The 4,515-nt window shown below is 44.5% G+C and carries 4 protein-coding genes; 2 read left to right on the top strand and 2 right to left on the bottom strand.

Features of this window, described 5'->3' with window-relative positions:
- Nucleotides 1–162 precede the first annotated feature (162 nt).
- Both IQ229_RS14375 and IQ229_RS14370 read left to right on the top strand, forming a co-directional pair.
- Nucleotides 163–1,029 (top strand): oxidoreductase, encoded by an 867-nt coding sequence (locus tag IQ229_RS14375; protein ID WP_162398217.1) that lies wholly within the window; start codon nt 163–165, stop codon nt 1,027–1,029.
- 120 nt (nt 1,030–1,149) lie between these two features.
- Complete coding sequence (locus IQ229_RS14370) at nt 1,150–1,782, top strand: GNAT family N-acetyltransferase (protein WP_322743988.1); 633 nt, start codon at nt 1,150–1,152, stop codon at nt 1,780–1,782.
- A 115-nt stretch (nt 1,783–1,897) separates the two neighbouring features.
- Here IQ229_RS14370 and IQ229_RS14365 read toward each other — a convergent pair whose 3' ends face one another.
- Entirely contained in the window at nt 1,898–2,626 is a 729-nt protein-coding gene (locus IQ229_RS14365) for a hypothetical protein (protein ID WP_162398215.1), read from the bottom strand.
- A gap of 3 nt (nt 2,627–2,629) precedes the next feature.
- On the bottom strand, nt 2,630–4,515 hold a 1,886-nt coding region (locus tag IQ229_RS14360; protein WP_194044757.1), incomplete at its 5' end, for a M23 family peptidase.

The raw sequence follows: 4,515 nt of genomic DNA, 5'->3' as shown, positions 1-4,515 counted from the left end.
CTACAGTCACGAAGTAACGCAAGTGTCGAAGTTCCATTGTCAATTAATACTTTTTAAGTCTTAGTCTAAGACAAAAATCATATTGGACATATTTATTCAGGTTGCTTAATGTGGAAAGTAAGTTACAGAATTGCAGTTGCGCTTTTGTATTAAAGAAAACAAATGAACTCAGACAAAAATCGTGTCGCTCCTAAAGTTTGGTTGATTACAGGATGTTCAACAGGGTTCGGACGGGCCCTAGCAGAAGCGGTATTGAAGAAGGGCGACGAAGTGCTAGCTACTGCTCGCCAACCAGAGCAACTTCGCGCTTTGATTGAACACTATCCAGAAACCGCAAAGGCTGTACGTTTGGATGTAACACTGCCCCAAGACATACAAGCAGCAGTTGATACCGCGATCGCTACATTTGGTCGAATTGATGTGCTGGTCAACAATGCTGGACATGGACTCATTGCCGCACTCGAAGAAGTCAGTGATGTTGATATTCACCGATTTTTTGAAACCAACTTCTTTGGGGCGCTCCGTCTGATGCGAACGGTCTTGCCTGTGATGCGTCAGCAAGGCAGCGGTCACATTGTCAATATGTCATCCACAGCAGGATTAGTGGGATTTGGTGGAAGCAGCCTCTACTGTGGCGCTAAATTTGCTCTGGAAGGTACGTCTGAAGCCTTGGCTAAGGAGGTTGAATCCTTTGGAGTTAAGGTCACTTTAATTGAACCTGGAGCATTTCGCACAGATTTTAACGGACGCTCTCTGGCAGCAGCAGAACTTTCCATTGATGCCTATGCGACCGTGAGCGGTGCTTCATTGCAGTGGTTCAAACAGATGGATGGTAAGCAACCTGGCAATCCAGCGAAAGCGGCGCAAGCCATCATTCAAGCTGTGGAAAGTCCTCATCCACCAATGCGACTGGCATTAGGCACCGATGCTATGAGCCTGATTCAGGAAAAACTGTCAGGGGTCAAAACGGATTTGGATGCTTGGCAGCAGGTTACTGTAAGTACGGATTATGTAGATAAGGAACAGTGAGGTAATCGTTGGGTAGCCAACCTCTGAGCGAGTTATTAAACGGTGCATACGCCCATTAATCGGTAGAAATAATAGTTATGCCGCTGAATCCTGAGTGAGGGCAGTAGCTAGAAGTAATTCGTGAGCGTTCGGCAATCAGGCGATATCTGTTTTGTAGTATTGTGTAGTATAGTCAGTGAAGTTCACAGATTATCGATGCCTATGAGTCAGCAAACCTTTCTGAAAGTGCCTTTTGTTTGGGAAGAGCCGAAACCGTTGATTGAAATTTCGCCTCGGTTGACCTTTGAGCCAGTCAAAGCGTTGCAAGACGATCGATTCATTTCAGCTGTTGCACGGGTAATGGCTGAATCAGTTGATGCCAGCGACCAACAAAGAGCGGCAGAACCTGATTTTCATGCAGCGGTTGAGATGTTTTTGAATTCAGCAAGCGAAGACTTCTTGTATCAAGATGAATGGTGGCAGTTTGGAATAAACGAAGCAGGGGAGATTGTAGGGTTTGTACTTCCGGTCATCTTTGCAGGATGTGCCAAAGCGGATTTAGAGGAAGGAACAATCTACTATATGGGAGTTGTGCCAGAGTATCGAGGGCTTGGTTTTGGGAACGATCTGCTGTCTAGGGGAACACGAATATTACAAGAGGTCGGAGTCTGGCAAGTATTTTGCGATACGGCCGTTGATAATGTGCGGATGATCTCTGCGTTCAAGCAGGTTGGTTATCGGCAGTACAGTGAACCTTGGGAACGCCCAATTTAATTGATGCAAGTTTGCGCGGCATAACAACGCCCATGAACCCGACCGTATCAAGGTTATTGGTACCCTGCCATAGCTTAGATGACTATGGCAGAGTTTTATTCTAGATTTTGATTGATCAACTTTGGGAATTTTTACTATTAGTGAAAAGCTGACTATCAGCAAGTTGATAGCCAGTGCCATTGAAACAAAAATTCAATTGGCGTAGCTGCTCTTGCTCGGTTTGCAGTACCTTAATGCACGGTAATGCCTGACCTCGGTTCTCTCCCACTGACAACAAATGCTTACCTGGTGGCAGATTGGAATTCAAGTAACTCAAGAATACCTGAGTAATTGGTTTGTCCTTTCTGAGCCAGTAACCAGTATACAGACATCCCAAAGCACCACAGACATCAGGCGTATTCAAGTTGAAAACTGCGAATCTACCGTCTTTTCCTTCCACACTCCAAGCCAGTATATTTTTAGCAGATACTTTGGCATTTAACTCTGTATTTTCTACAATCACCTGTTCAATTACTGAAGCAGGCACAACATTAGCAGCTTTGTTCCAAGTAACGGTTGCCGCATTTAAGCTACAGCCCCCTAAGCTCATGAGAATCGACAGCAACAAAAAGATGCCCAAACCAATGCGAAACCAATGAACCCAGTAGCGTACCCTCATAGTCGGTGCTGGTAATTGATATGCAGTTGTCTTCAGTGGTTGAGACTGACTAGGGGAGGCGAAGTCAGAATAAACTCCCTTTCCTTCCCCTGTTTGCCCAAGGTCTATTTTTGAATGCAACTCAGGATCAAATATTTCTTTTATCTCATGGGGTGAAGTAATAAAAGTTTTAGATAAATCTGCCATACTCTACCTCCCATTTTCAGTATTTTTAGCAGTGCTGATGTAGCTATAATTTACATTTGGAGAACAGGTCAGCGTTCCATTATCGGTATTACTGTTGCGATAACTAGCTAAAGCGGTTTTGCCGTAATCTTTGAGACTGAGGCGACCGAGGGCATCTGAGCCATTTCCATCAACTTTGCTGTAATCACCACCAAAATGCTTTTGAGCCACTCGTTCAATTAGGCGTTCGCCCGTAAATGGCTGTCCTGTAGCCGGATCGATTTGCTCTTGTGTCACTTGAATTTTGTTAGCCATATCAGCCATAAATGCCCTATCTTGGTCAGCTGGAGGAAAAAACTTAAATAGTTCAGCCTCTGTTGGTTGATGTCCTTGCTCCACTTGACTCAGGAACTCTTGACCTCCAGGCTTTAGAGCAATTAACTGCACTGCGTAGGGGTTATAACTCATGAACTGGTAGCGACCGAGAGCGCGACCACAATTTAAACCCCCATCCGCACAGGTATGTATGCCAACTGCTTTGTAATCTCCGCTACCAGCGCTCTCAATTTCCGCAATTGCATTTGAGAGCGATCGCAAATCAATACCAGAGAGTGATTGATCTGTTATCGACCGACTAGCATTACTAAACGTGCATGGATTAATCTTCTCTCTTACTCCAGTACCGTTGGTAGTGCTAGCTTTAGGCTCTCTTGTCGCTCCAGTTGGTAAAGACGTAGTATTTGTCCTCTGTTCACTCAAATTGCCTACAAATATCAGGGAGTTAACCTTGTAGCTAAAAAAAGGAACAGGCCCGATAAAATAAGGTGTACAACCCATTCGCCAAGCACAGAACCGAAAGAACAACGCCGTATCTACCGTATCAGTAGTTTCATCCGGCTCCATTATCACCACCTTAAAAGCTTTACCAAACGGTAGCCTTCCTGTTGGTTCCCGACCGTTATTCGCTGCTTTCAGGATACCCCGCCCACCCTCGACTTCTTGGTATTTACCGGAAATCCACTGTTTACCTTCTAACTTACTGCGATCGCTACGACCTGTATTCTCCAAATCGTCCAATTCTAAATAAGCGCAGTCTTTTTCAGTACAAGGCACAGAAAACCCTTGCACGTCTGAACCAGAAATCGTATTGTTACGGCGGTTTTCTGCTGGCCCATAAACTACATCAATCCGCATTACCAAGCTACCAATTTCAGTGATGGGATTAGGCATTAATCCTAAAGGTACTTGTCCCAAACCAGGAATATCCGAAACATTGCTATTCATCCAACCTGTAAATTGTTGTAGCTGTACTGCATCTAAGTTAGGAATTGAAGAAATAGAAAACTCTGACAAATTGATTTCTCCCAGCTTCATTTGCCCAACTTCATACTGTGTTAGTACCTGAGCTAGTGTTAAATTAGATGCGGCAATTAAGTGAGATTTTAGTAAGGTTGCAACAGGTGTAATATTGTTTACTTGTGTCTTAGCTAATTCTGGAACAACCTGAGCTAAATGGCTCAATGTCTGCTCCCCAATCAGAGGAAATTCACTCAAGGCAATTTTGTTTGAATCTATACTGTTAATGTCTGTGTTCGCCTCTGGTTGTGTGGGGAGAGCGATCGCCTGGATCGCCTGCAAAGAAAACTCCTCTGCCTGCAATACTTCACTGATATCTCCTAACTTCAAATATTGGTCAGGAGTCATACCCACATTCCAAGTGCGACTCAGGTCATAACCTAGTGTTTGACTGTAGGGACTGCCATCAATTGCACCGGATTGACTGATACCTGGTAGCTGGGCCAGAGAAATGCGGCTCCAGTCTGGGAGCAAAACTTTAGTAGCAGGTAGTCGAGACTGAGGATTTGCAACTTCTACAATTCGAGTCGGTAAATTGCCATCACCAATTGTAT

It is taken from the genome of Nostoc cf. edaphicum LEGE 07299 (genome assembly GCF_015207245.1).
GTDB classification, from domain to species: Bacteria; Cyanobacteriota; Cyanobacteriia; order Cyanobacteriales; family Nostocaceae; genus Nostoc; species Nostoc edaphicum_B.
The sequence above is the reverse complement of the archived record's forward strand: the minus strand, read 5'-3'. Positions and strand labels throughout refer to the sequence as shown.

Excerpts from the sequence above, each read along its gene's own strand:
- IQ229_RS14375 (WP_162398217.1), top strand. The coding sequence starts at position 163 with ATGAACTCAGACAAAAATCGTGTCGCTCCTAAAGTTTGGTTGATTACA.
- IQ229_RS14365 (WP_162398215.1), bottom strand. The coding sequence starts at position 2,626 with ATGGCAGATTTATCTAAAACTTTTATTACTTCACCCCATGAGATAAAA.